The organism is Mangrovihabitans endophyticus, from assembly GCF_014646155.1.
In the GTDB taxonomy this organism is placed as follows: Bacteria; Actinomycetota; Actinomycetes; order Mycobacteriales; family Micromonosporaceae; genus Actinoplanes; species Actinoplanes endophyticus.
Window position 1 is genome coordinate 68,445 of record NZ_BMMX01000008.1, and the last position, 23,575, is coordinate 92,019.

The following is a 23,575-nucleotide window of genomic DNA, read 5'->3' on the forward strand; positions in this document are numbered from 1 at the left end:
GCCTGCCCCCGGGGCGTTCCCCGTGTCGGCTCGCCGGGCGTTCCCCGTGTCGGCTCGCCGGGCGTTCCCCGTGTCGGCTCGCCGGGCGTTCCCCGTGTCGGCTCGCCGATCTTGTGCTTTCGGGGCCCGGTCTAGCCCGTCATAACCGACTTGTCCGACCCGCAAGTCCAAGATCGACGGGGCGTCGGCGCGACATGGCGACGATCTTGGACTTAGTGGTCGGACAAGTCGGGAATGCCATGGCGAGCCGGGCACACTAAGTTCAAGATCGACGGGGGAGTCGACTCGACGGGGGCGTCGACTGGCGGGGGCGTCGATGCGGCGGGGCGTCGGCGCGTTGGGGTGGGACTGGCACGCTATCGGGTAGGACTGAGGCATGGCGTTGCATGTGCGCGGGACCGTGTTGCCCGACGACGAGGTGCGTGATCTCTGGCTGGTGGCGGACCGGGTCACGTTCGAGCCGGTCCGCGGCGCGGAGACCATTGCCGACGGCGGTTACCTTGTGCCCGGCCTGGTCGACGCGCACTGTCATCTGGGGATCGCGTACGGTACCCGGCCGATCGAGAGTCTCGACGAGGCACGGGACCTGGCCGCCATCGATCGTGACGCCGGCGTGCTCGCGTTGCGCGACGCCGGGTCGCCGTACCCGTACCCGGAATTGGACGACGAGCCGGGCATTCCGCGCCTCGCCCGCGCCGGCCGGCACATCGCGTCGCCGCGCCGGTATCTACGCGACATCGGGGTGGAGGTCGACGCGCCGGACGTCGCCGCCGCGGTGACCGCGCAGGCCAAGGCCGGCACCGGATGGGTGAAGCTGGTGGCGGACTGGATCGACCGATCGGTGGGTGATCTCGCGCCGTCGTGGGACGCGTCCACGATGGCCGCCGCGGTCGAGGCGGCACATGCCGCCGGGGCGCGCGCTGCGGTGCACACCTTCTCCGAGGAGGGGGTGCTGGCGATGGTCCGGGCGGGCGTGGACTCGGTGGAGCACGGCACCGGTCTGACGGCCGACCTCGTCGACGAGATGGCCCGGCGGGGCACCGCGCTGGTACCCACCATGATCAATATCAAGACCTTCGGGGGGATCGCGGACCGGGCGCGGGGCAGGTTTCCCGGGTACGCCGATCACATGATCGCCCTCCGTGACCGGTTCCCGGCGGTGGTGCGTTCGGCGTACGAGGCCGGGGTGCCGATCTATGTCGGCACCGACGCGGGCGGAGGCATCCGGCACGGGCTGGCCGCCGAGGAGATGCTGACCCTGCACGAGGCGGGCATCCCGGCGGCCGAGGTGCTCGCCTCCGCGTCCTGGCGGGCGCGGGCGTGGCTGGGTTTCCCGGGCCTGGTCGAGGGTGGACTGGCCGACCTGGTGGTCTATCCGGAGGATCCGCGCCGCAACCTGGCGGTGACCCGGCATCCGGACCGCATCGTGCTGCGTGGCCGGGTGATCCGTTGACCCGTCCGGGGCCGGCGTGAAACGGTCGGTGACCGATGGGCGCGTTCGGGTGGTCGGCGTGAACGGCTGGTAACCGACGCGCGGCCCGTGTCGGCGCACGGCTAGGATGCCCTCTCATGGCACGAGTGCTCACTCCCCGTGCGGAGGATTTTCCCCGCTGGTATCAGGACGTCATCAACAAGGCCCAGCTTGCCGACAACGGTCCGGTGCGCGGCACGATGGTGATCCGACCGACCGGATGGGCGGTCTGGGAGCGCATGCAGGCCGACATGGACGCCCGGATCAAGGCGGCCGGGGCGCAGAACGCGTACTTCCCGCTGTTCATCCCGGAGAACTACCTGCGCCGCGAGGCCGAGCACGTGGAGGGCTTCTCTCCCGAGCTCGCGGTGGTCACCCACGCCGGGGGCAAGGAGCTCTCCGAGCCGCTGGTGGTGCGCCCCACCAGCGAGACGGTGATCGGCGAGTTCATGGCCAAGTGGGTGGACTCCTACCGTGACCTGCCGCTGCTGCTCAACCAGTGGGCGAACGTGGTGCGCTGGGAGATGCGTCCGCGCACGTTCCTGCGCACCACCGAATTCCTCTGGCAGGAGGGGCACACCGCGCACGCCACCGAGGCGGACGCCCGCGCGTACGCACGGCTGATCCACAAGACGGTGTACGAGGACTTCATGGTCGAGCTGCTGGCCATCCCGGTCATCCCCGGCCGCAAGACCAAGGGCGAGCGGTTCGCCGGCGCGACCAACACGATGACCGTCGAGGCCATGATGGGCGACGCCAAGGCCCTGCAGATGGGCACGTCACACGAGCTGGGGCAGAACTTCGCCACGGCGTTCGACATCACGTACTCGTCGTCGGCCGGCGGGGTGCAGCACTGCTGGACCACGTCGTGGGGCACCTCCACCCGCATGGTGGGCGGCCTGATCATGGTGCACGGCGACGACAACGGCCTGCGGTTGCCGCCCCGGCTGGCGCCGGTGCAGGCCCAGGTCATGGTGGTCAAGGCGGGCGAGGGCGTGATCGAGGCGGCGGCCCGGTTGCGGGACGACCTGGCCGCGGCGGGCGTGCGGGTGCGGCTGGACGATCGCGCCGACGTGCCGTTCGGCCGCCGGGCGGTGGACGCCGAGTTGCAGGGCGTGCCGGTGCGCATCGAGGTCGGCCCGCGTGACCTGGCCGCCGGTAACGCGGTGGTGGCCCGGCGGATCGACGGGACCAAGGCCCCGGTGCCGCTGGCCGGCGTGGTGGCCGAGGTGACCGCCGCGCTGGAGACCGATCAGCAGCGGCTGTACGACGACGCGCTGGCGTTCCGTGAGGCGCACATGGTCGACGTGCCGACCTTGGGTGACGCGATCGAGGCGGCGCAGACCGGCTGGGCCCGGGTGCCCTGGTCGGCCGTGGGCACCGAGGGCGAGGCCGAGGCGAACGGCAAGGCGGTCACGGTCCGCTGCCTGGTCCGCCCGGACGGCTCGATGCCGGATGCGGACGACGAGCCGGACCTGGTCGCGGTGCTCGGACGCGCGTACTGATGCCGGGGTTCACGCCCGGCCGCACGGTGCTGCACCGCAACACCCGCCGCGGCCGGCTGGCCTTCGTGCGGCCGGTGCGAGTGGTCGGCGACGACGAGCGCGGGCTGTTGCTGTGGATGGCGGCCGGCACCCCATCGGTCAACGAGGTCACGCTGGACGGCCGCGGCGCCCGCGGGATGTCGTTCGTCGAGTGGGCGACGGCCGAGCACCACATGCGTCACGGCACCTGGAAGGGGCCGGGCATCCTGATGTTCTTCCCGCCGGGGGCGGATCACTCGGTGTGGTGGTTCTGGGCCGCGGATGGGACCTTCGACGGCTGGTACGTCAACCTCGAAGAGCGCGCGGCCCGCTGGGACGACGGTGAGGTGGCCGGCATCGACGTGGTCGATCAGGACCTGGATGTGGTGGTCGCCGCCGATCGCACGTGGGCCTGGAAGGACGAGGACGAGTTCACCGAGCGCCTGGCGCACCCGGAGCACTACTGGGTGGCCGACGAGGAGGCGGTACGGGCGGAGGGCCGCCGGGTGATCAAGATGGTGGAGGCGGGGGAGTTCCCGTTCGACGGGACGTGGACCGGCTACCGCCCGCCGCCGGAGTGGCAAATGCCGGCTGTACTCCCTGATGGATGGGATCGTCCGGTTGTTCGGTGAAGTGCGGCCCGATTGGGAGGTCGTGCCGCACTTCTGGCAGAATGGATGACTGGCTCGGCACACCTGAGGCGCCCTCTCAACCCTCAGCGTGCTGCCCGGCACCCGACATGTCAGAGCGCAGACATCGGTCCCGCATTCCCCACGTGGGTTCCGTCGGCTCGCCCACGTAACCACCAGGAGCGAAAAAACCGTGGCCGTAAAGATCCGGCTTCTGCGGATGGGCAAGATCCGCAACCCGCAGTACCGCATCGTCATCGCCGATTCGCGCACCAAGCGCGACGGCCGTGCCATCGAGTACGTCGGCATCTACCACCCGAAGGAAGAGCCGTCGCTGATCGAGGTCAAGTCCGACCGGGTGCAGTACTGGCTGTCGGTGGGCGCTCAGCCCAGCGAGGCCGTGCAGCGCATCCTTGAGAAGACCGGCGACTGGCAGAAGTACAAGGGCCTGCCGGCTCCGCCGCCGCTGAAGGTCAAGGCCGCCAAGGTGAGCCGCACCGAGGCGTACGAGGCCGAGGCGAAGGCCGCCGCCGGCGTGGAGACGCCGGCCAAGTCGACGCCGAAGAAGGCCGCCAAGTCCGAGCCGAAGTCCGAGCCGAAGTCCGAGCCGAAGGACGCCAAGTCCGAGCCGAAGGACGCCAACCGCGAGGTTGTCGCGGAGACCGCGGAGGACTCAGCCGGTGCCGGCGCCGACGCGAGCTGACGGGGCGCTCCGGCCGGCGCTGGAGCACCTCGTGAAGGGCATCGTCGACAACCCGGACGACGTCCGGGTGCGCCTGGTCGACTCGCGTCGCGGCAAGCGCCTCGAGGTGCGCGTGCACCCCGAGGACCTGGGCACGGTGATCGGTCGCGGTGGTCGCACCGCGAAGGCGCTGCGCCAGGTCATCGGTTCCATCGGCGGGCGCGGCATCCGCGTGGACATCGTCGACGCGTACTGATGCTGCTGGTCGTCGGCCACATCGGCAAGCCGCACGGCATCCAGGGCGAGGTCCTGGTCACCGTGCGCACCGACGAGCCCGAGGAACGGTTCGTCGCCGGGCAGGTGTTCACCACGGAGGTCCCGCGGGACCGCCGGGTGAGCGCCTCCCCGGTGCGGGCCGCGCCGGGGGCGGTCTACCAGGTGCCGCAGCGGCTCACCCTGGAGTCGCTGCGCTGGCACCAGGGCCGGGTCATCGCCCGGTTCGCCGGCGTCAGCGACCGCAACGTCGCCGAGGCGTTGCGTGGGGTTCTGCTCCAGGTCGACAGCGCCACGGTGGCCGCGCCCGACGATCCGGACGAGTTCCGTGACCACCAGTTGGTCGGCCTGCGCGTGGTCGCCGCCGGCACCGATGCCGAACTGGGCACGGTGGCCCGGATCGACCACGCGCCCGCCTCGGACCTGATCGTGCTGGACAAGGCCGGCGGCGGCACCGCGCTCATCCCGTTCGTCCGGCAGATGGTGCCGTCGGTGGATCTGGCGGGCGGACGCGTGCTCGTCGACCTGCCCGAGGGACTGCTCGACCTCTGAGCCGATCGATGGGGTAGCCGTGCGCGTCGACGTCATCACGATCTTCCCGGAGTACCTCGCTCCGCTCGACCTGTCACTGGTCGGCAAGGCGCGGACCGCCGGCACGCTCGACGTGTCCGTGCACGACCTGCGCACCTGGACCGCGGACGTGCATCGCACGGTGGACGACACGCCGTACGGGGGCGGGCCGGGCATGGTGATGCGCCCGGAGCCCTGGTCGAAGGCCCTGGCCGAGACCCGCCGCCCGGATTCGTTGCTGGTCGTGCCGTCGCCGGTGGGCGCCCGGTTCACCCAGGCGGACGCGGCCGAGCTGGCCTCCCGACCGCATCTGATCTTCGCGTGCGGGCGCTATGAGGGCATCGACCAGCGGGTGCTCGATGAGGCCGCCGACCTGATGCCGGTGCGGGAGGTCTCGCTGGGCGACTACGTGCTGTTCGGTGGCGAGGTGGCGGTCCTGGTGATCATGGAGGCGGTGACCCGCCTGCTGCCCGGGGTGCTGGGCAACGCGGCGTCGCTGACCGAGGAATCGCATTCGGCCGGGCTGCTGGAGGCGCCGGTCTTCACCAAGCCCGCGACGTGGGACGGTCGTGCCGTTCCCGAGGTGCTCCGCTCCGGCGATCACGGCCGGATCGCCCGGTGGCGCCGGGAACAGTCGCTGCTGCGTACCGCGTCGCGCCGCCCGGACATGCTCGCCGCGTACCCGGACGAGCTGCTCGACAAGCGGGACCGGGCGGCCCTCACCGAGGCCGGATTTCAGATCCCCGGCACCGGTGTGGCAAAGTAGGGAGGTTGCCGTTCGTCCCCGCGCCGCGGTGGGCGGACGAGGATCCCTCGGCCGACATCCTCATCGCGGTTCTTCCGCGGTGCGGCATGGTGAGCGTGAGGGTTCAGAATCACCCATGCGCGCATCGAACACCCGATGCGCTTGAGTACGGACGAGGATGCAGCGATGAACACGCTGGACGCTCTCGACGCCCAGTCGCGGCGCACCGACATTCCCTCCTTCCGCGCCGGTGACACCCTCAAGGTGCACGCCCGCGTCGTCGAAGGAAACCGTTCCCGCGTCCAGGTCTTCCAGGGCGTGGTGATCGCCCGGCAGGGGTCCGGCCTGCGCGAGACCTTCAAGGTCCGGAAGATCAGCTTCGGGGTCGGCGTGGAGCGCACCTACCCGCTGAACAGCCCCGCGATCGACAGGATCGAGGTGGTCACCCGCGGCGACGTGCGCCGGGCGAAGCTCTACTACCTGCGCGAGCTCCGCGGCAAGAAGGCCAAGATCAAGGAGCTGCGGGAGAAGCAGCCGGCCAACTGACGCCCATCCATCCGTCAATCGCCGCGTGAGCGAACTACTCTTGCGCTAGTGACGAATGGAACAGCGTTCGCACTACCGCCCGATTGCCCCGGTGCCGGGGATGTCGGGCGGTAGTGCCGTATCGGGGCCGGTTGGCGGGAGATGCGTAGCGTGAGAGAGATGGACGGCTACCCGGGATCACGATCGACCCCGAGCGGCCGACGCCGCGGGCGCACGGTCCGCCGCAAGGAGATGCCGCTCTGGCAGGAGCTTCCACTGCTGCTGGTGGTGGCCTTTTGTTTAGCCGTGCTGATCCGCACGTTCCTCGTGCAGGCGTTCTTCATTCCGTCCGGCTCGATGGAGAACACGCTGCTCGTCGGCGACCGGGTGCTGGTCAACAAGGTCGTCTACGACATGCGCGATCCGGTCCGCGGCGAGATCGTGGTCTTCCGCGGCACCGACAACTGGGCCCCCGAGGTGACCGAGCCGGTCAGTCAGACCTTCACCGCGAAGCTCGGCCGCACCATCGGCGACCTGGTCGGCGTCAGCCGTCCCGGTGAGCGGGACTTCATCAAGCGCGTCATCGGCCTGCCCGGCGATCGGGTCGCGTGCTGCGACGCGCAGGGGCGGATCACCGTCAACGGCGAGTCCATCGACGAGCCGTACGTCGAGGAGAACTCGCCGTTGGACGCCCCGGCCAACCCCCGGCAGTGCACCAGCCGTCGGTTCGATGAGGTGACCATCCCACCGGGTGAGATGTTTGTCATGGGTGACCACCGATTGGTGTCCCAGGATGCCCGGTGTCAGGGTCCGGTCCCGATCGACAACGTGATCGGCCGCGCGTTCGTGATCGTGTGGCCGAGCAGCAGGCTCACCAGCCTGTCCGTGCCGGACACCTGGAAGGACTACGACGCCGCGCACCCCGTCGCGGCGGCACCGTTGCGCCGTCAAGCGCCCGATCCGGTCACCACGGCCTTATCCCTGCCCTTCATGCTAAGTGTCGGTTTGTCCGTGCGCTCCGGACTGACGTTCTCGGCGCGGCGACGTAGGCTCCCCTCGTGACTGACGAGCAGACCGAGAAACGCCGCGGCTCGTTCTGGCGCGAGCTACCGATCCTCCTGGGCGTCGCGATCCTCGTCGCCGTCCTGGTGCGCGCCTTCGTGCTGCAGACCTTCTACATCCCGTCGCCATCGATGGAGCACACGCTCAACATCCTCGACAGGGTGCTGGTCAACAAGCTCGTCTATGACTTCCGCGATCCGCACCGCGGGGAGATCGTGGTGTTCCGCGCCCCGCAGGACTGGCAGAGCGGGGCCGAGGGCGAGGACTTCATCAAGAGGGTCATCGGCGTCGGCGGCGACCACATCGTGTGCTGCGACAACCAAGACCGTTTGATGATCAACGGGCACAGCCTGGACGAGCCGTACATCTATCGCGACGCGGACGGCAACCAGGACCCGGCGGCGGACGAGGATTTCGACATCACCGTCCCGCCGAACCGCCTGTGGGTGATGGGCGATCACCGGTCGGCGTCCGGCGACTCGCTGGAACACTGGGAGCAGACCAAGGAGATCACCGAGGCGACCATCACCACCGATTCGGTGATCGGGCGGGCGTTCACGGTCTTCTGGCCGGTCAACCGGGCCGACTGGTTGTCGGTGCCGGATTCCTATCACGACATCCCGGACGCTCCCGCGGCCAACTGACCGGCTTCGCCCGCGGTCGGGGGCGCGGTGGCACCCCGCCGGAAGATCGACACCAGGCGCAATAGGCTGGGTGCCGTGACCGTCTTGGACCGCCGCGCCGCCAGGGTGCTGCTCATCGATGCGGCCGACCGCGTCCTGCTGCTGCGCGGCAGTGATCCGGCCCGGCCGGGGCTGCGATGGTGGTTCACCCCCGGCGGGGGCTTGGAGGCCGGTGAGGGTTCCCCGGCGGGCGCGGCGCGGGAGCTGTTCGAGGAGACCGGCCTGCGGGTGGATCCGGCCGAGCTGGGCGCGCCGGTCTGGCGCCAGGTCGCCCACTTCGAGTACGACCGCCGGCGCTATCGCCAGGATCAGGACTTCTACCTGCTCCGGGTGCCCAGTTGGCGGGTCGACACCGCGGGCTTCGATCCCGAGGAGCGGCGGACCATCGATCAGCACCGGTGGTGGTCGGCCGACGAGATCGAGGACAGCGACGAGCTGATCTATCCGGAGGAGCTGCCGGACCTGGTGCGGGAGGCGACGCGATGCTGACCCCGACCCGCACCGTCATTCGCCGCGAGGCTGGGCTGTACGCGATGGAGCGGGCCCTGCAACGCCGCGGCTTCGGTCACGTGGCGGGGGCGGACGAGGCCGGACGCGGTGCCTGCGCCGGTCCGCTGGTGGCCGGCGCCGCCATCCTGCCCGAGGGTAAGCGCGGTGAGATCGCCGGACTGGCGGACTCCAAGCTGCTCACGCCCGCGGCACGGGAACGGGTCTATGACGAGGTGGTGCGCAAGGCGCTGGCCTGGTCGGTGGTGATCATCCCGCCCGCGGAGGTGGACGCTCGCGGTCTGCACGTGTGCAACCTGGCCGCGATGCGCCGGGCGCTGGCGTCGCTCTCGGTCACGCCGGACTATGTGCTCACCGACGGATTCGGCGTCGACGGCCTCGGCGTGCCGGGGCTCGCGGTCTGGAAGGGTGACCGGGTCGCGGCCTGCGTGGCGGCGGCCAGCGTGCTCGCCAAGGTCACCCGGGATCGCTTGATGGTCGAGCTGGACAGCAGGTTCCCGGCGTACGGTTTCGCGGTGCACAAGGGCTACATCACCGAGGATCACAGCGCGGCGCTGGCTCAGCACGGACCGTGTCTGGAACACCGGTTCTCGTATGTCAATGTGGCCACCGCGTCGGGTCGGGTCAACCGGCCGCCGCGTGCCCGGCGCCCCGCGGTTGTACCGTCTCAGCCGGGGCTGTGGCCGGAGCCGGGGCCGGAGCCGGGGCCGGAGCCGGGGGATACCGTCGGCGTGCCGCCTCAGGCGCCGGTGCCGGTGGGGGAAGATGGGGTCATGGAGGACGAACAGCGATGAGCGCAGAGGATCTCGAGAAGTACGAGACCGAGATGGAGCTGCAGCTCTACCGGGAGTACCGCGATATCGTCCGCCAGTTCTCCTATGTCGTGGAGACCGAGCGCCGTTTCTATCTCGCGAACCAGGTCGATCTGCACGTGCGCAACTCCGACGGCGAGGTCTACTTCGAGGTCGAGATGCACGACGCCTGGGTGTGGGACATGTACCGCCCAGCCCGTTTTGTGAAGAATGTCCGCGTCATGACGTTCAAGGACGTCAACGTGGAAGAGCTGGAGAAACCGGATATCTCGCTGCCGGATGACGCGGGCTTCGGCGGATAGTTTTCCCCAGCGCGCGGCCGTCCACAGGGCGGTTCATGCCCGGGTGCGCGCACGGGCATGCTGACCGCCATGTCTGTCCTGCTCGCCGTGCTGCTCGCGCTGGCACCGCCGACTATCGCTGCCGTCCCGCCCGCCGACCCGCCGCCGGGTGCCGATCCGGCTCGGGGGCCGATCTGGGGTCCGGTCGCTGGTCCGGTCGGGTACGTGTGGCCGGTCGCCCCGGCACGCCTGACCCGCCGGTTCGAGCCTCCGCCGCTGCCGTGGCTGCCCGGCCACCGTGGCGTCGACCTCGCTGCGTCCCCGGCCACCGTGGTTCGCTCCGCGGGCGCCGGCACGGTGGTGTTCGCCGGGCAGGTCGCCGGCCGCGGCGTGGTCAGCGTCGCCCACGCCGGCGGGCTGCGGACGACGTACGAGCCGTTGGCGGTGGCACGGCTGCACGCCGGGGACCGCGTCCCGGCCGGGCGCCCGCTGGGCACGCTCGTCGCCGGTCACCCCGGCTGTCCCGCGACCGCTTGTCTGCACTGGGGGCTGCGCCACGGCGAGCGATACCTCGACCCGCTCGCGTTGCTGGGCCGCGGGCGGGTGCGGCTGCTGCCGCGTCCCGGCGTGCCGCGCCGGTGAGGGCTCAGCGAGCCGGTGCCGCCGCCAGTAGCGCAGGCAGCCGTTCGGCCAGCCGCCGATACTCCTCCGGGCGGTTGTAGATCTGGGCGCTCAGCCGCAGCCAGCAGCGTCCACCCCACGCGTTCACCGCGGTCTCGGCGGCCAGCTTGTCCGCGATCAACTGGCGCAGCGCGTGCGCCTGCGCCTGGGTGTCCCCGAGGCCGGTGGGCAGCGGCACGAGCCGCATGGAGGCGACCGGGTCACCGGGGTCCGGCAGGTCCTCCGGCGGCACGCCGAGCGCGGCGCCCACCACGCGCTGGCCGAAGGCCGCGAGCCCGGCGTTGTGCGCGCGGATCGTGTCCACGCCGAGCGTGCGCATGGCGAACAGCCCGGCCGGCGCGGACAACCACCCGCTGTAATCGACGGTTCCCTGGAACTCCACCGACAGCGGGAACCCGGAATCCTGCTCCCACGAGGTGACCAGCGGATCGATCGCCGACCGCCAGGCCGGCGTCACCGACAGCAGCGCCGTGCCGCGCGGCGCGAAGGCCCACTTGTGCAGATTCCCCACCCAGAAATCCGCGCCCGTCGCCGTCACGTCCACGGGCAACATGCCCGGGGCGTGGGCGCCGTCGACCAGGATCGGAACGCCGCTGTCCCGCGCCGCCGCGGCGAGGTCCCGCACCGGGAAGACCTTGGCCGTGCCGGACGTGACCTGGTCGACGACGAGCAGCCTGGTGCGGCCGGGCCGCAGGGCGTCACGGACCCGCGCCACCACCTCGGCCGCCGACGCGGTCACCGGCACCGGCACGGTGCGCAGCGTCGCGCCGGCGCGCTGGCACTGTCGGCGGACCGCGAGCACCACCGCGCCGTACGCGTGATCGGTGATCAGCACCTCGTCGCCGACCGTGAGACCGACCGATTGGAGCACCAACGACACCCCGGAGCTGGCGTTGGGCACCAGCGCCGAGCCGTCCGGGTCGGCGCCGAGGAACGCCGCCAGGTGGCGTCGGGTGTGGACGACCCGATCGACCAGGCCCTGGACGTGGAAGCGCAGTGGGTTGGACTCGGCCTCGTCGCGCAGCCGCTGCTGGGTGCGTTGCACGCTGATCGGCACCGATCCGAACGAGCCGTGATTCAGGTGCGCCACCGCGGGGTCCAGAGAGAACAGGAGACGGGCTCCGGGCAGCGGCGGGGGCGGATCTCCAGCGCTCACCCCCCGATCGTACGGGGCGTGCCGGGAGCCCGCCGCCGATCGCGAATCAGGCTCGGGGATGGGCCTGGCGGAACGCCGCGCGCAGCCGCTCGGTGGAGACATGGGTGTAGATCTGCGTGCTGGACAGCGACGAGTGTCCGAGAAGGTCCTGCACCGCCCGCAGGTCCGCGCCCCCGTCCAGCAGATGGGTCGCCGCCGAGTGCCGCAGGGCGTGCGGGCTGAGGTGCGGCAGCCCGGCGGCCCGTGCGGCAGCCGCGACGATGCGGCGCACCACGGTCGGTTGCAGGCGCCCGCCGCGGGCGCCGAGGAAGAGGGCCTTCACCGCGGCGGCGGAGGCACCGACGGGGGCGAGCGCCGGCCGGCCCTCCCGCAGCCAGTCCCGCAGGGCTCGCTCGGCCGGTACGCCGTAGGGCACCGCACGCTCCTTCGCTCCTTTGCCGAACACCCGCACCACACGCCGCCCCTGGTCCACGTCGGTCAGGTCGAGGCCACACAACTCGCTCACCCGTACCCCGGTGGCGTACAGCATCTCGAGCACCGCTCGGTCGCGTACCTCCAGCGCGACGGCGGTCGGATCGTCGTCCTTCCGGCGTGGGGTGACCACCAGGTCGGCCGCCTGCTCGGCGCGCAGCACGGCGGGCAGGTCCCGGTGCGGTCGAGGGCTGGCGAGCGGCGCGCCGACGTCGGTGCCGGCCAGCTCGGTCCGGTGCGCCCACGCGGTGAACGCGCGGGCGGCGGCGGCGCGGCGCGCCTGCGAGGAGCGTGCGGCGCCCCGGGCCATGTGATGTGCCAGCCATGAGCGCAGCACCGGGAGATCCAGATCGCCGGGGGCGGCGCAGCCCTGTTCGGCGGCGTGGTCCAGCAGCGAGACCACGTCCACCAGGTACGCGCGGACGGTGTGTGCGGATCGGTTGCCGACCTGCGCCAGATGATGCGCGAAGTCGTCGGCGGCGGCGCGCATCGCCGTCGGAAGGTTCTCGTGCGTCTCCCGGGTGCTCATCATGTCGACCGTCCGCCGCGGGACGGGCCGGGTCAAGAATCCACGCCGAGCGATCGGGTCGGTTGCCGGCGGTACCTAATATTCGTGCGACTGGGGTCTTCGGGCTCACGACGGGAGCGGCAGTGAACCTTTTTCAGCCCGGCATCGAGCCCTTCGGTTGCGCGCCGTCGACCAGCGGCGGCCCTGCCGGCCTCGCCACGTTGAAAGAAGTTCAGTGGTGACGACGGCGAGATCCGAGGCTCGACTGCGCACCGTGACGGCGGTGTCCGCGTCGGCGGTGGTCCTGGCGGTGCTGGCGGCGGCCACCTCCGCGGTGGCCGGATGCACCACGTCCACCGGGGACACTCCGGCACGCCCGGCGGCGCCGTCGCCCCCGAGCCGGGCCGACGCCCAGCACTTCTTCGTGACGCCGTCACGGAATATCGGTTGCCTCCTCGTCGCCGGCTATCTGCGGTGCGACGTGGGCGAGCGAGCCTGGACCGCGCCGCCGCCCGCGGAGCCGTGCGCATGGGACTACGGCTTCGGGGTGGAGATGGTGGGCGACGCGGCGACCCGGTTCAGCTGCGTGAGCGACTCGACGCTGGGTGCGCAGACCGTTCTGCCGTACGGCAAGACGGTCGCCGCCGGATCGTTCGTCTGCACCAGTGGGCGGGCCGCCCTGCGGTGCCGCAACGTGAGCACCGGGCACGGCTTCACGTTGTCTCGTGAGCGTTACGAGCTGTTCTGAGCGGCGTTCGCCGTCAGGATCGGATCAGCTCCACGCGGTCGGCGGGGTGGAGGGTGGTGCTGCCGTCGGCGGCGGTGATCACGATGACCGGCACTCCCTCGCTCAGCCGGTGGGCGCGGCGCTCGGCGTCGGTGGGCATCCGCGCTACGGCGCGCTCCCCGATGCCGAGCGTGATCTGTCCGATCGGCTCCGGCACGCGCACGAAGGTGCCGCGCGGTCGCTCCACCGAGACCAGGCCCTCGGTGCGTAGCTGGGCGATGGCCTGACGCACGGTGGTGCGACTGATGCCGTGTTCCTGCGCGAGCCTCAGCTCGCTGGGCAGTGGTTCACCGGGGCCGAGCTCGCCGGACTCGATCGCCTCGCGCAGAAGGTCGGCAAGCTGGCGGAACACCGCGCGGTCCGCCGACGGGTCAATCATGGGTCCATGGTACGTGATCACGATGTTCCGTCAGGTTGTATGAACAGCCCAACGTCGGTATATTAGCCCTGTCGCGCTGAGAAGGCCGAGCTTGATCGCGCGACAGGCGGCGGCCGACGTTCCAGGACGTCGGCCGCCGTCCCTTCCCGATCCGGCCCGACCTGCCCGGCCGACCCGTCCCGCCGGACCGAGGACTAACCATGTGCCCGGTGCCTGCTGGCCCCGTGGTTCACGGGATTCTGGCCACGGCGCCGTAGGAAGCCGCTTGGGCTGCCGTTCCGGATGCTTGCGGCTCCCGTTCGGGATGCCAGTCCGTGACCGGGACGAGGCCGGGAGCGACCACCGTCAGTCCATCGAGGAAGCTGCTGATCTCGCTGAGCGGGCGCGGATGGAGGGTGCCGTGTTCCGCCCCCGATGCCGCCCTGATGGCGTCAGCCGTGGTCTCGGACATGAAGTCAGTCGTGCCGTGCGCCACGGCGAGATAGCTGCCCGGCGCGAGGGCGGACACCAACGTCCGCACCGCGTCGTGCGGCCGCACCTCGTCGCTCAGGAAGTGCAGCACGGCCACCAACAGCATGGCCACCGGCCGGTCCAGGTCCAAGGTCTCGTGCAGTTGCGGGCTGTGCAGGATGGCCGCCGGCTCGCGCAGGTCGGCCAGCAGGAAGTCGACGACGCCTTCGGGGCTGCTGCACATCAGGGCGCGGGCATGCACCCCGACGACCGGATCGTGATCGACGTAGAGGACGCGGGCCCTCGGGTCGACGGCCTGGGCGATGTCGTGCACGTCCGGCGGACTGGGATAACCGACGCCGATGTCCAGGAACTGCCGCACGCCGAGGTCGTCGGCGAGGAATCGCACGACCCGCCGGAGGAACCGCCGATTCTCCCGGGCCGCCACGGCCACGTCGGGAAACAGCCGGGCCAGGGTGTCCGCGGAGTCGCGGTCCACCTTGAGGTTGTCCTTGCCGCCGAGCCAATAGTTGTACCGTCGCGCCGCCTGCGGCCGGGTGAAGTCCGCGGCGGTCCCGGACTCCCCGCGCCCGGCCTCGGTCTCGTCCGCATCGTCGCGGTCGTGGTCCGGTCCGTACCTCACCGCGCGTCACCCGAGGTCACCACGGTCGTGCGCATCGGTTCCCGCCACATCGGCCAGACACGCACCCCGCCGCCGGGGAGGACGAGGGCGCCCCCGAGATCCGTGTATCCGTGCCGCTGATAGAGCTTGCGATTGCGGGGATCATTGGCCTCCAGGTAGGCGGGCATCGACAGGCCGTCCAAGTACGCGTGATGACCGTCCAGCAGGTAGGTGCCGATGCCGCGACCCTGCCGGTCGGGCCGCACACCGATGAAGCTCAAGTGATGATGCGGATGCGTGGGGTGCCGATCCGCGAGAAGCGCCTCAAGCGCGTGTAAGCGCCTCCAGGCGGCGACGGCGGCAGGGGAGGCGGTCCGCCGGTCGGGCGGACGGAGCCGACGCGGCGTCGCCGTACCCGCCTGCGCCGTTTCCGTGTGCGGTAGCCACAACGCCGCCGCGACGACGTCGCCGTTCTCCGCGGCCAGCCGCGCCAGACCGCAGGCGATTGCCACCTCGACCGCCGCCGCGAAGTAGCCGGTGCTATGGCCGTCGCGGCTCACCGGGTCGGGGTCGATCCAGCGGGCGACCGGTCCGGCGGAGAAGGCGGTGACGAGCACGCGGACGATTGCGGCCTGGTCGTCATGGCCCGCATCGCGAATGACGAGGTTCAGGGAGGGTGGCATGTCGGATCCCTTCGACGAGATTCAGTCGTTGACGAGGCGGCGGCGGTCGGTGTCCGCGCGCGGGAGCGGGACGTCCCGGCCCGGCCCGGGACCGCGGACCGGACGGTCGCCCTGACCGATCGCCGCGTACGCCTCCGGGCGGCGCCGTCGCAGCACGCGCGCCCACGCGACTCCGCACGTGGCGGCCAGGAGGTAGACGCACGGCGCGAGCCAGATCTTCAGCGGGTCGTCGGTGCCCAGCAGCTCGCCGTAGAACGCGAGCGTCGCGGCGAGCACCAGGAGCAGGAACATCGCGGCGATCAGCGGCGCCACGCGTCGCCGCCACACGTTCTCGTCGCCCGGATGCCGCCGGAAATACCGGATCACCGCGACGGCGGTGACCGACATCAGCACCAGCACGCCCAGCCCACCGGAGATGGTTCCGTAGAAGAACAAGTCGATCGTGGGGTCGAGCCCCAGCCCCACGACGGCCAGCAGGGTCACCGCCGCCGCGGTGCTCTGCATCGCCGACCCGGCCACCGGCACCTCGTCCGCCCGGGTCACGGCCAGCCACCGCGGCAGCACGCCCTCCCGCGCCAGCGTCAGGGTGTATCGGGCCACGGTGGAGTGAAAGGCGATCATCGCGGCGAACAGGCTTGTGGCGAACAGCACACCGGCGACACCCATGACGGCCCGCGGCACGTACGGCGCGGGGAGCACGAAGAACAGGTCGGTCAGATGCCGCTCGGCCACCGCGATGATCCGGTCCGGCCCGGTGGCGACGGACATTGCCCATGCGGAACCGGCGTAGAGCACCGCCACCACGGCCAGGATGAGGGTGATCGCCCGCCGCGTGGTGCGCCGGGGATCGCGGGCGAGGGCCGCGTGCGCCAGCGGAATCTCGAAGCCGACCAGACCGGTGATCGCGCCGACCAGGGACGCCGCCCCGGTGGGTCCGGCGAGCAGCAGCGGATTCAAGGTGTCCAGGCGGATGCCGTCCGCGGGATGGCCGACCATTACCGCGTCCAGAACGATCACCACCAGGACTTCGGCGGAGATCAGCACGGCCAGGATGCGCGCGTTGAACCGTGTCCGTGACTGGCCGAGCACCGCGACCGCCAGCCACCCGGCCGCGATCCAGACTCCCCAGTGGCTGCGCCACCCGAATGCCGAAGCGGCGGCCGTGGCGGCGATGCCGAACGCACCGTAGAGGCCGATCTGCATGCAGTTGTAGGCGACCAGTGCCAGACCGGCCGTCGCCACGCCGGCGGCGCGTCCGAGCCCGGCGGTGACATAGGCGTAGAAGGCGCCGGCGTTCGGCACGTGACGGGCCATCGCCGCCAGGCCGACGGTGAAGATCGCCAGAAGGGCCGCGGTGATGGCGTAGCCGGCCGGGACGCCGAGCTCGCGGACCTGCCCATAGGCCAGCGGGATGGCACCGGCCACGACGGACAGTGGGGTGACCGCGGCGATGCCCAGCGCGAACATCGCGGTCGTGCCGAGCCGCCCGGCCCGCAGGCTGTCGTGGAGCGAGCGCGTCGCGCGGTGCGCGGAGACGCCCGGCGGGGTCGGCGGCCTCATCGGGCGAGGGCGCCATCGCGGATGGCCCGGACGGCGCCGTCGAGCAACGGCCGCCACGGCGGCCACACTCGGGCGGCGTCGTCCAGGCATTCTTGGATGCGGTGCTCGGCGACGCCCTCGAAGAGGTGCCGGCCGATATCGCTGTGGTTGGCCAGAAATAGCAGGAAGCGCTGGTGGTCGCCGAGTGGGTGGCCGGTGCGCACCGCGTTGATCAGGCCCGCGAACACCCATGCCGGCGCGGTGTCGCCGGGTCGCGCGATGACCAGCGGCCGGCGCCGCAGCAACAGCCTGCGGGTGTGCGCGGTGCCGGCGGTGAGCATCCTGCGCGCCACCCGCTCGCACGCGTCCGGCGCCAGGTATTCCAGCCAGTCGGCGAGCGGATGCCGCTGCGCCTCCGCGGTGACCTGCGTGATGATCTGCGATCCGGCCGGATCGTGCGACCCGGCGAAGGCCACCAGGCATCCGTCGTGGAGGCCGGCGGCACGCTCGCGGAAGAGTTCGCCGAGCAGCGCGGCCGCCACGATCAGGCCGGCGGCCCGGGGCGAGGTGCGCAGCTCTCCCGTGTAGTCGTGATGCGTCAGCCAATAGGCGTCGTTGCCGAGCACGCGGCCGCCTCACCCGGCCGCGGCGCCGCTGCGGCCCGCGCGGGTGTGAGCTGCGCTGGTGTGAGCTGCGCTGGCGTGGGCTGCGCGGGCGTGAGCTGCGCGGATGGCGCTGATGTGGGTAGCGTTGCGACATCTAGTCATGGCGATGATGCTAGTGGTCTTGCGCCAACCTGTCGTGTACCAAGTTGATAAAGGACTAATAGTCTCGCGCCTACGGTCGATCACGTGGGAGTGAAGCCGATTCGACTCATGGGCGCGCACGAGATCCGCATCCGCCTCGGCGGTGTCAGCCGGCAGCGCGCATACCAGATCACCAGCCGCGCGGACTTTCCGAAGCCGGTCGCCGACCTGGCCCAGGGCAAGGTGTGGGCGACCGATGACGTGGAGGCATGGATGCGAGTCCATCGCCGTGACCTGGATGACACCGAGGACTGAACCGCCACGACCGGGACCGACTCGATGATGACGCCCCGGCCCCGGCCCCGGCCCCGGCCCCGGCGCCGGCGCCGTCATCGGTCGGCGCCGGGTGCGGTGCGACCCGGCCTGGCCAGCGAGAATCGTCCGTCCCGCCGCTCCACCAGGCCGGCCGCCTCCAACAGGGACAGCCGTCGCAGAACCGTGCGCAGGCTCATGCCGGCCGAGGCCGCCAGTTCCTCCGGGCCGGCCGCACCGCGGGCGGGGATCGCCTCCAGGAGCACGGCGGAGTCCTCGTCCAGCAGGTCGCGCCGATGTTCCGGGCCGCGTGGCCGGGGCGCCAGGTGGTCGCCGATGCGGCCGATCTCGTCCAGCGCCTCCGGCAGGCCGGTGATCAGGCGCGTCTGCGGCGATTCCCGGAGGAGCTGGTGGCATCCGACCGACATGGCGGAGGTGACCGGGCCGGGCACCACCATGGCGATCCGGTTCAGTGCGGTCACCCGTCCCATGGTCTGGGTGGCGCCGCTGCGCGCGGCGGCCTCCACCACGATCGTGCCGCGGGTGGCCGCGGCGATGACCCGGTTGCGGATCAGGAACCGATGCCGCAACGGCTCCGCTCCCGGCGGCCATTCGCTGATCAGCAGGCCGTCGTCCAGCACGCGCTCGAAGAGCGACGTGTTGCCCGCCGGGTAGGGCCGGTCGACGCCGCAGGCCAGCACCGCCACGGTCGGCCGCCCGGCGGCGAGGGCGCCGCGATGGGCCGCCGAGTCGATGCCGAAGGCACCGCCGGAGACGACGGTCCAGTCCCGCTCGGCGAGGCCATAGGACAAGTCGGTGGTGACATGGATCCCGTAGCCGGTCGCCGCCCGCGCCCCGACGATCGCCACCGAGCGGTGCAGAAGATGGTCGACCGGCGGATCGCCGCGCACCCACAGGCACAGCGGCGGCCGGGTGTTGCGATCGATCTGCCGCCTGCTGTCCAGCTCCAGCGTGGCGAGCACGTCCACGCCGGCCGGCCACTCCGCATCGGCCGGCGTGACGAGCCGGGCGCCGACCCGCTCCGCGCGGGCCAGCGCCCGTTCGGCCTCGCGCCGCGGATCGTGGTCGGCGCAGCGGGAGATCACCGCCGCGCGTAGCGAGGACTCCGGGAAATCGCCGGCAGATAGCTGCCGCAATGTGGCCACGGCACCGGCCGACTGGACCATGGTCCAGACCGTCCGGTTGCCCGGTTCGGCGAGCCAGGTGAGCGCGACGCGGGCGACGCGGTCCTCGGCGCCGGTCCGATCCTCGGCCGGAGTCACCGGGCCGCCCCCAGTCGCAACTGCCGGGACTCGTGCACATCCGCCGCCCCGGGCCGGTCGCGGCCGTCCAAATCGGCGATTGTCCAGGCCATTCGTAGGATCCGGTCGTACCCGCGCGCCGACAACGCCCCACGGTCCAGGCTGGTGCGCAGCGCGGAGGTGTCCCGGGCGGGCAGCCGCCACGGTGGTCGGCGCAGATGCGGCCCGGGCACCTGCGCGTTGGTCTGCCAGCCGTGACCGGCCCAGCGCCGGGCGGCCGCGGCTCGCGCGACGGCGACCCGGGCGGCGACCAGCGCGGACGACTCGGCGGTCACCGGTGCGGTCATCAAGGCGGCGGCGCTGAGCGGATCGAGCCGCACCTGGATGTCGATGCGGTCCAGCAGCGGACCGGAGATCTTGCCGAGGTAGCGGCGCCGCGCCTGCGGTGAGCATTGGCAGTGCTGGTCACCGGCCGGGGACGCGCACGGGCAAGGATTCGCGGCGGCCACCATCTGCACCCGCGCCGGATATTCGGTGGTGCCGCGGGCGCGGCCCAGGACCACCCGCCCGCTTTCCAGCGGCTGGCGCAGGGCCTGCAGGGTCGCCGCGGCCATCTCCGGCGCCTCGTCCAGGAAGAGCACGCCGTGATGGGCCAGGGAGAGTGCCCCGGGTCGGGCCAGGCCGGAGCCGCCCCCGATCAGGGAGGCCATGCTGGCGCTGTGGTGGGGCGCCTGGAACGGCGGACGGCGCACCAGCGCGCCGTCCGGGCTCAGCACACCGGCGATGGAATGCAGGGCGGTGACCTCCAGCGCGGCGGCGTCATCCAGCGCGGGCAGCAGCGACGGCAGCCGCTCGGCGAGCATGGTCTTGCCGGCGCCGGGCGGACCGATCAACGCGATGTGGTGCCCGCCGGCCGCCGCCACCTCGATCGCGAACCGTCCCATCTGCTGCCCGGCGACGTCGGCCAGGTCCGGGCCGGCCGGCGCGGCGAGCGGCTCCGCGGCCGGCGGCTCGAGCAGGGCCGCCGCGCCGTGGGCGAAGGCGATCAGGCGGCGCAGCGTGTCGACGGCCCGCACGGTGATGCCGGGCACGATGGCGGCCTCCCGCGCGTTCCCCAGCGGCACGACCACCCGGGCGATCCCGGCGCGGGCCGCGGTGGCGACCATCGGGAGCACGCCGCGAACGGATCGGACCGCGCCGTCGAGGCCGAGTTCGCCCAGCACGACGCTGTCGCGCAGCGGGTCCGCCGGGAGCTCGCCGGCGCCGGTGAGCAACGCACAGGCGATGGCAAGATCGAATCCGCTGCCCTGTTTCGGCATGGTGGCGGGCAGCAGGTTGACGGTGACCCGGCGGTTCGGCCAGCGCTGGCCGGAATTGACCACGGCGGCGCGAACCCGGTCGCGCGCCTCGTGCAGCGCCGCGTCCGGCAGTCCGGTCAGCACCAGGGTGGGCAGGCCGGCCGAGATGTCCGCCTCCACCTCGATCACCCGGCCGGTCACGCCGACCAGGCCGACGCACAGCGTCCGCGCATAGCTCATCTCAGAACGCCGCCCGCAGATGTTCCACGACGGCGGCGCCGCGCGGTTGGGGGAGTACCGCGACGACGTCGAACCGCACGTCGCGGGGCCGCACGGCACTCTGTGCGAGCCACCGCGCCGCCAGCACTCGCAGCCGCCGCACCTTGGCCTGGCCGATCGCCTCGGCCGGCGTCCCGTGGGTGCCGCCACGCCGGGTCTTGACTTCGCAGAAGACCACGTCGTCGCCGTCTCGCAGGATCAGGTCGATCTCGCCCTCCCGGCATCGCCAGTTGCGGGCCAGCACCACCAGGCCCTGGTCAACCAGGTGCCGCTCGGCCAGTCGTTCGCCGTACGCGCCCACGGCTTGTCGTTCCGTCGTCATGGGTCGACACCCTGACCGAGATTTGGCTACGTTGCGCGTTGTCCTGTGGACGGAGAGCTACTGTGGATAAACACTGGATCACCCGGGCGGTGTGATAGTGGTCCAACGGTGGCGTGTTGCCATCCAGTCACCTACCGTGCGAATCCGTGGATGGACACCGCCGCTACGCCGACGACTCCGAGCCGAGCTGGTACTCGGGCCAACGGTCGTACGAGAGCCGCGAGGGGCAAAAAAGCCCGAACCCCTACGATTCGGGCGTGCACGAGCGTCCCAGTGGGGCGTTCCGGCTGCCCGAGCAGCGTCCGGGGGACACCGGATACGCGTCCTCGCCGTACTCGGCGCCCGATCCGGTGTCGTCGACCGGGAGCCACACGCTGCCCGACGCCGAATCGCGCTCCGGCGCGGCGCACGAATCGGTCCGGCTGCCGGTGCGCGGTCCGGAATACCCGGCGGTCCGGCCCGGCGCCACCTCGCTGGCCGACGCGCCACCGGCCGGCGCCGGCACCGCGTCGTACGGGCCGGCCTCCGCGCCGATCTCCAGCAGCCCCGCCTCGGGCATGCCGGCCAGCCGTCCGGTCTCGGCCGGACCGGGCATGTCCGCGCCGAACGCCTACAACGAGCCGACCGGCCTGGTGCCACCGGTGGGCGCGCGGACCGGCGACAGCGTCTACCGCACCCGCCGCTCCGCCTCGTCGGTGCTGGTGGCGATCGGCGTGGCGCTGCTGATGGTGCCCACCGTCATGCTGCTCGTGCACGCGACCTTCGGCGACGACATCTCCGCGCGCGGAGTGGTCCCCGCGGTGCTGCTCACCCTGGGGCTGCCGCTGACCGGCACCGGGTTGTTCGCCCTCGCCGGCGGCGGGCGGCCGGTGGGTCGCGAGGCGTGGCTGCGTCCCCCGGTCGCATACCTGCCGGTGGGCCTGCTGTTGCTGCTCGCCGCCGGGCTGGCCGTCGCCTGAGGGTTCGTGACGCGGGCCCGCTGGGCGGTTCGGCGCCGGCGTGCGATGGCCGGTCGCAAGATGCGGATCGGCCGGGAGCGGTGCCGAGGGCCGCAGGGCGTATGCTGGTGCACGGCGACCGTCTCGTGCGGTCGACCTCGCGTGCCCTCTGCCGGAGCCCGCGGCGTTCGCTGTGATCGATGATTCGTCGTCGTGGCCAGCGGCTCGCCGCGTCGGTCGGCAGCGGCGGCCCTCCCTGGTCCCGGCTGTCCGGGTCCACCTACGGCCGACGACCGGGCACCAGGACGCCCACCACCGGTGGACGTGACAACCAGGGACCCATAGGAGCAACCCACCATGGCCGTCGTGACCATGCGCCAGCTACTGGAGAGCGGTGTCCACTTCGGGCACCAGACCCGGCGCTGGAACCCCAAGATGAAGCGCTTCATCCTCACCGAGCGCAACGGCATCTACATCATCGACCTGCGCCAGACCCTCGATTACATCGAGAAGGCGTACTCCTTCGTGCGCGGCACCGTGGCCGAGGGCGGTTTCATCCTGTTCGTCGGCACCAAGAAGCAGGCGCAGGCGGCCATCTCCGAGCAGGCCACCCGGGTCGGTCAGCCGTACGTCAACCACCGCTGGCTGGGTGGCATGCTGACCAACTTCCAGACGGTGTACAAGCGCCTGCAGCGGATGAAGGAGCTTGAGGCGCTCGGTGACCTGAGCGGCACCGCCGCGGGCTACACCAAGAAGGAGACCCTGCAACTGTCCCGCGAGAAGGTCAAGCTCACCAAGACCCTGGGCGGCCTGCGGGACATGACCAAGGTCCCGTCGGCGATCTGGGTGGTCGACACCAAGAAGGAGCACATCGCCGTCGATGAGGCCCGCAAGCTGGGCATTCCGGTCATCGCGGTGCTCGACACCAACTGTGACCCGGACGAGGTGGACTTCCCCATCCCGGGCAACGACGACGCGATCCGCTCGGCCGAGATGCTGACCAAGATCGTCGCCAGTGCCGTCGCCGAGGGCCTGATCGCCCGCTCCGGCCGCAACCGCTCGGACGCCGACGCGAAGCCGGAGGCGACCGCGGTGGCCGAGGGCGAGCCGCTGCCCGAATGGGAGCGCGACCTCTACGAGGGCGCGGAGAAGAAGACGGCGGACGACAAGGCCGCCGAAGCGCCCGCCGCCGAAGCACCGGCCACCGAGGCGCCCGCCACCGAGGCACCGGCCGCCGAGGCGCCTGCCACCGAAGCGCCGGCCGCAGAGGCGCCCGCCGCAGAGGCGAAGGCCACCGAGGCGAAGGCCGCGGACGACAAGGCGACCACCGAGCCCGTGGCCAGCGCCGCCGAGTAATCCGAGAAGTCCCGACACACGCA

28 protein-coding genes are annotated in these 23,575 nt (G+C 71.7%); 18 read left to right on the top strand and 10 right to left on the bottom strand.

From position 1 onward, the window contains the following. The first annotated feature begins 376 nt into the window (after nucleotides 1–376). From IEY73_RS12290 to IEY73_RS12355, 14 genes are all read left to right on the top strand, one after another. Nucleotides 377–1,453, top strand: coding sequence for an amidohydrolase family protein (locus tag IEY73_RS12290; RefSeq protein WP_189079299.1), 1,077 nt, complete (start codon nucleotides 377–379; stop codon nucleotides 1,451–1,453). Between the two features lie 116 nt (nucleotides 1,454–1,569). Beyond that, nucleotides 1,570–2,976, top strand: coding sequence for a proline--tRNA ligase (gene proS / locus IEY73_RS12295; RefSeq protein ID WP_189079300.1), 1,407 nt, complete (start codon nucleotides 1,570–1,572; stop codon nucleotides 2,974–2,976). Then, complete coding sequence (locus IEY73_RS12300; RefSeq protein WP_189079301.1) at nucleotides 2,976–3,626, top strand: ribonuclease FAU-1 family protein; 651 nt, start codon at nucleotides 2,976–2,978, stop codon at nucleotides 3,624–3,626. The genes proS and IEY73_RS12300 overlap by 1 nt, the downstream gene beginning before the upstream one ends. Nucleotides 3,627–3,816: 190 nt before the next feature. Beyond that, a complete protein-coding gene (rpsP, locus tag IEY73_RS12305; RefSeq protein ID WP_189079302.1) occupies nucleotides 3,817–4,326 on the top strand; it encodes a 30S ribosomal protein S16 in 510 nt (169 codons plus the stop codon). Next, nucleotides 4,304–4,561, top strand: coding sequence for an RNA-binding protein (locus IEY73_RS12310; RefSeq protein WP_014447131.1), 258 nt, complete (start codon nucleotides 4,304–4,306; stop codon nucleotides 4,559–4,561). Before rpsP ends, IEY73_RS12310 begins: the two co-directional genes overlap by 23 nt. 2 nt (nucleotides 4,562–4,563) lie before the next feature. Continuing rightward, on the top strand, nucleotides 4,564–5,130 hold the full coding sequence (gene rimM / locus IEY73_RS12315; RefSeq protein ID WP_189079402.1) for a ribosome maturation factor RimM: 567 nt from the start codon (nucleotides 4,564–4,566) through the stop codon (nucleotides 5,128–5,130). 19 nt (nucleotides 5,131–5,149) lie between these two features. Continuing rightward, nucleotides 5,150–5,914 (top strand): tRNA (guanosine(37)-N1)-methyltransferase TrmD, encoded by a 765-nt coding sequence (gene trmD / locus IEY73_RS12320; RefSeq protein WP_189079303.1) that lies wholly within the window; start codon nucleotides 5,150–5,152, stop codon nucleotides 5,912–5,914. A 165-nt stretch (nucleotides 5,915–6,079) separates the two neighbouring features. Beyond that, a complete protein-coding gene (rplS, locus tag IEY73_RS12325) occupies nucleotides 6,080–6,439 on the top strand; it encodes a 50S ribosomal protein L19 (RefSeq protein ID WP_189079304.1) in 360 nt (119 codons plus the stop codon). Between the two features lie 159 nt (nucleotides 6,440–6,598). Further along, nucleotides 6,599–7,480 (top strand): signal peptidase I, encoded by an 882-nt coding sequence (lepB, locus tag IEY73_RS12330; protein ID WP_373292780.1) that lies wholly within the window; start codon nucleotides 6,599–6,601, stop codon nucleotides 7,478–7,480. After that, entirely contained in the window at nucleotides 7,477–8,124 is a 648-nt protein-coding gene (gene lepB / locus IEY73_RS12335) for a signal peptidase I (protein WP_189079306.1), read from the top strand. Before lepB (IEY73_RS12330) ends, lepB (IEY73_RS12335) begins: the two co-directional genes overlap by 4 nt. A 75-nt stretch (nucleotides 8,125–8,199) precedes the next feature. Further along, a complete protein-coding gene (locus IEY73_RS12340; RefSeq protein ID WP_189079307.1) occupies nucleotides 8,200–8,652 on the top strand; it encodes an NUDIX hydrolase in 453 nt (150 codons plus the stop codon). After that, nucleotides 8,646–9,464 (top strand): ribonuclease HII, encoded by an 819-nt coding sequence (locus IEY73_RS12345; RefSeq protein WP_189079308.1) that lies wholly within the window; start codon nucleotides 8,646–8,648, stop codon nucleotides 9,462–9,464. The genes IEY73_RS12340 and IEY73_RS12345 overlap by 7 nt, the downstream gene beginning before the upstream one ends. Next, nucleotides 9,461–9,784 carry a DUF2469 domain-containing protein gene (locus IEY73_RS12350; protein ID WP_014447123.1) on the top strand — a complete coding sequence of 108 codons (324 nt, stop codon included), beginning with the start codon at nucleotides 9,461–9,463 and terminating at the stop codon, nucleotides 9,782–9,784. Before IEY73_RS12345 ends, IEY73_RS12350 begins: the two co-directional genes overlap by 4 nt. A 69-nt stretch (nucleotides 9,785–9,853) precedes the next feature. After that, nucleotides 9,854–10,405: a murein hydrolase activator EnvC family protein gene (locus tag IEY73_RS12355; protein ID WP_189079309.1), complete on the top strand. Its 552-nt coding sequence runs from the start codon at nucleotides 9,854–9,856 to the stop codon at nucleotides 10,403–10,405. Nucleotides 10,406–10,409: 4 nt separating this feature from the next. Here IEY73_RS12355 and IEY73_RS12360 read toward each other — a convergent pair whose 3' ends face one another. Beyond that, a complete protein-coding gene (locus IEY73_RS12360; RefSeq protein WP_189079310.1) occupies nucleotides 10,410–11,600 on the bottom strand; it encodes an aminotransferase class V-fold PLP-dependent enzyme in 1,191 nt (396 codons plus the stop codon). A gap of 46 nt (nucleotides 11,601–11,646) precedes the next feature. Continuing rightward, nucleotides 11,647–12,603, bottom strand: coding sequence for a tyrosine-type recombinase/integrase (locus tag IEY73_RS12365; protein ID WP_189079311.1), 957 nt, complete (start codon nucleotides 12,601–12,603; stop codon nucleotides 11,647–11,649). Nucleotides 12,604–12,817: 214 nt separating this feature from the next. On the opposite strand from IEY73_RS12365, the gene IEY73_RS12370 reads away from it, so the two are divergent. Continuing rightward, a complete protein-coding gene (locus tag IEY73_RS12370) occupies nucleotides 12,818–13,327 on the top strand; it encodes a DUF6636 domain-containing protein (protein WP_189079312.1) in 510 nt (169 codons plus the stop codon). Between the two features lie 13 nt (nucleotides 13,328–13,340). Here IEY73_RS12370 and IEY73_RS12375 read toward each other — a convergent pair whose 3' ends face one another. The 5 genes from IEY73_RS12375 to IEY73_RS12395 form a co-directional block, all read right to left on the bottom strand. Next, complete coding sequence (locus tag IEY73_RS12375) at nucleotides 13,341–13,745, bottom strand: winged helix-turn-helix domain-containing protein (RefSeq protein WP_189079313.1); 405 nt, start codon at nucleotides 13,743–13,745, stop codon at nucleotides 13,341–13,343. 229 nt (nucleotides 13,746–13,974) lie between these two features. Further along, nucleotides 13,975–14,838 carry an SAM-dependent methyltransferase gene (locus IEY73_RS12380; RefSeq protein WP_189079314.1) on the bottom strand — a complete coding sequence of 288 codons (864 nt, stop codon included), beginning with the start codon at nucleotides 14,836–14,838 and terminating at the stop codon, nucleotides 13,975–13,977. Then, nucleotides 14,835–15,500, bottom strand: coding sequence for a GNAT family N-acetyltransferase (locus IEY73_RS12385; RefSeq protein ID WP_189079315.1), 666 nt, complete (start codon nucleotides 15,498–15,500; stop codon nucleotides 14,835–14,837). Before IEY73_RS12385 ends, IEY73_RS12380 begins: the two co-directional genes overlap by 4 nt. Nucleotides 15,501–15,521: 21 nt before the next feature. Then, entirely contained in the window at nucleotides 15,522–17,060 is a 1,539-nt protein-coding gene (locus IEY73_RS12390; protein ID WP_189079316.1) for an APC family permease, read from the bottom strand. Next, a complete protein-coding gene (locus IEY73_RS12395) occupies nucleotides 17,057–17,665 on the bottom strand; it encodes a GPP34 family phosphoprotein (RefSeq protein ID WP_189079317.1) in 609 nt (202 codons plus the stop codon). Before IEY73_RS12395 ends, IEY73_RS12390 begins: the two co-directional genes overlap by 4 nt. A gap of 249 nt (nucleotides 17,666–17,914) precedes the next feature. Between IEY73_RS12395 and IEY73_RS12400 the strand changes: the two genes are divergently transcribed. After that, entirely contained in the window at nucleotides 17,915–18,100 is a 186-nt protein-coding gene (locus tag IEY73_RS12400; RefSeq protein WP_189079403.1) for a DNA-binding protein, read from the top strand. Between the two features lie 74 nt (nucleotides 18,101–18,174). Here IEY73_RS12400 and IEY73_RS12405 read toward each other — a convergent pair whose 3' ends face one another. The 3 genes from IEY73_RS12405 to IEY73_RS12415 are packed head-to-tail and all read right to left on the bottom strand — an operon-like array spanning nucleotide 18,175 to nucleotide 21,258. Further along, nucleotides 18,175–19,380: a DNA-processing protein DprA gene (locus IEY73_RS12405; RefSeq protein ID WP_229715780.1), complete on the bottom strand. Its 1,206-nt coding sequence runs from the start codon at nucleotides 19,378–19,380 to the stop codon at nucleotides 18,175–18,177. Then, entirely contained in the window at nucleotides 19,377–20,897 is a 1,521-nt protein-coding gene (locus IEY73_RS12410) for a YifB family Mg chelatase-like AAA ATPase (protein WP_189079318.1), read from the bottom strand. Before IEY73_RS12410 ends, IEY73_RS12405 begins: the two co-directional genes overlap by 4 nt. A gap of 1 nt (nucleotide 20,898) precedes the next feature. Next, complete coding sequence (locus IEY73_RS12415; protein ID WP_189079319.1) at nucleotides 20,899–21,258, bottom strand: YraN family protein; 360 nt, start codon at nucleotides 21,256–21,258, stop codon at nucleotides 20,899–20,901. Between the two features lie 257 nt (nucleotides 21,259–21,515). On the opposite strand from IEY73_RS12415, the gene IEY73_RS12420 reads away from it, so the two are divergent. Next, nucleotides 21,516–22,217, top strand: a complete 702-nt coding sequence (locus IEY73_RS12420; protein ID WP_189079320.1) for a hypothetical protein — start codon at nucleotides 21,516–21,518, stop codon at nucleotides 22,215–22,217. A 336-nt stretch (nucleotides 22,218–22,553) separates the two neighbouring features. After that, nucleotides 22,554–23,552, top strand: coding sequence for a 30S ribosomal protein S2 (gene rpsB, locus IEY73_RS12425; protein ID WP_189079321.1), 999 nt, complete (start codon nucleotides 22,554–22,556; stop codon nucleotides 23,550–23,552). Nucleotides 23,553–23,575 lie beyond the last annotated feature (23 nt).

What these genes read in the sequence shown, in the direction of transcription:
- IEY73_RS12300 (WP_189079301.1), top strand. Translation starts at nt 2,976, where the DNA reads ATGCCGGGGTTCACGCCCGGCCGCACGGTGCTGCACCGCAACACCCGC.
- IEY73_RS12415 (WP_189079319.1), bottom strand. Translation starts at nt 21,258, where the DNA reads ATGACGACGGAACGACAAGCCGTGGGCGCGTACGGCGAACGACTGGCC.
- rplS (WP_189079304.1), top strand. Translation starts at nt 6,080, where the DNA reads ATGAACACGCTGGACGCTCTCGACGCCCAGTCGCGGCGCACCGACATT.
- lepB (WP_373292780.1), top strand. Translation starts at nt 6,599, where the DNA reads ATGGACGGCTACCCGGGATCACGATCGACCCCGAGCGGCCGACGCCGC.
- IEY73_RS12390 (WP_189079316.1), bottom strand. Translation starts at nt 17,060, where the DNA reads ATGAGGCCGCCGACCCCGCCGGGCGTCTCCGCGCACCGCGCGACGCGC.
- IEY73_RS12400 (WP_189079403.1), top strand. Translation starts at nt 17,915, where the DNA reads ATGGGCGCGCACGAGATCCGCATCCGCCTCGGCGGTGTCAGCCGGCAG.
- IEY73_RS12385 (WP_189079315.1), bottom strand. Translation starts at nt 15,500, where the DNA reads ATGCCACCCTCCCTGAACCTCGTCATTCGCGATGCGGGCCATGACGAC.
- IEY73_RS12365 (WP_189079311.1), bottom strand. Translation starts at nt 12,603, where the DNA reads ATGATGAGCACCCGGGAGACGCACGAGAACCTTCCGACGGCGATGCGC.
- IEY73_RS12350 (WP_014447123.1), top strand. Translation starts at nt 9,461, where the DNA reads ATGAGCGCAGAGGATCTCGAGAAGTACGAGACCGAGATGGAGCTGCAG.
- rpsB (WP_189079321.1), top strand. Translation starts at nt 22,554, where the DNA reads ATGGCCGTCGTGACCATGCGCCAGCTACTGGAGAGCGGTGTCCACTTC.
- IEY73_RS12410 (WP_189079318.1), bottom strand. Translation starts at nt 20,897, where the DNA reads ATGAGCTATGCGCGGACGCTGTGCGTCGGCCTGGTCGGCGTGACCGGC.
- IEY73_RS12355 (WP_189079309.1), top strand. Translation starts at nt 9,854, where the DNA reads ATGTCTGTCCTGCTCGCCGTGCTGCTCGCGCTGGCACCGCCGACTATC.
- IEY73_RS12345 (WP_189079308.1), top strand. Translation starts at nt 8,646, where the DNA reads ATGCTGACCCCGACCCGCACCGTCATTCGCCGCGAGGCTGGGCTGTAC.
- proS (WP_189079300.1), top strand. Translation starts at nt 1,570, where the DNA reads ATGGCACGAGTGCTCACTCCCCGTGCGGAGGATTTTCCCCGCTGGTAT.
- IEY73_RS12290 (WP_189079299.1), top strand. Translation starts at nt 377, where the DNA reads ATGGCGTTGCATGTGCGCGGGACCGTGTTGCCCGACGACGAGGTGCGT.
- IEY73_RS12375 (WP_189079313.1), bottom strand. Translation starts at nt 13,745, where the DNA reads ATGATTGACCCGTCGGCGGACCGCGCGGTGTTCCGCCAGCTTGCCGAC.